The following is a 243-nucleotide window of genomic DNA, read 5'->3' on the forward strand; positions in this document are numbered from 1 at the left end:
GGCTTAGATATAAAAACACCTACTCTTTTTTGCCAATATAGGGGATGGAGAGATTATCATGAGCAACATGCAGCAAAAAACAGACGTTATCTTAATTGGCGCAGGAATTATGAGCGCAACGTTAGGATCATTACTGAAAGAATTGGCACCTGAATGGGAAATTAAAGTATTTGAAAAACTCGCAAATGCCGGAGAAGAAAGTTCTAACGAATGGAATAATGCCGGTACAGGACATTCTGCGCT

General features: G+C 39.5%; 1 protein-coding gene. It reads left to right on the forward strand.

Annotated elements, in window-relative coordinates:
- Positions 1-58: 58 nt before the first annotated feature.
- Positions 59-243 (forward strand): malate:quinone oxidoreductase (locus tag SB775_RS32960; RefSeq protein WP_410865498.1); only part of this gene is annotated, 185 nt, incomplete at its 3' end.

The organism is Peribacillus sp. SIMBA_075, from assembly GCF_046534585.1.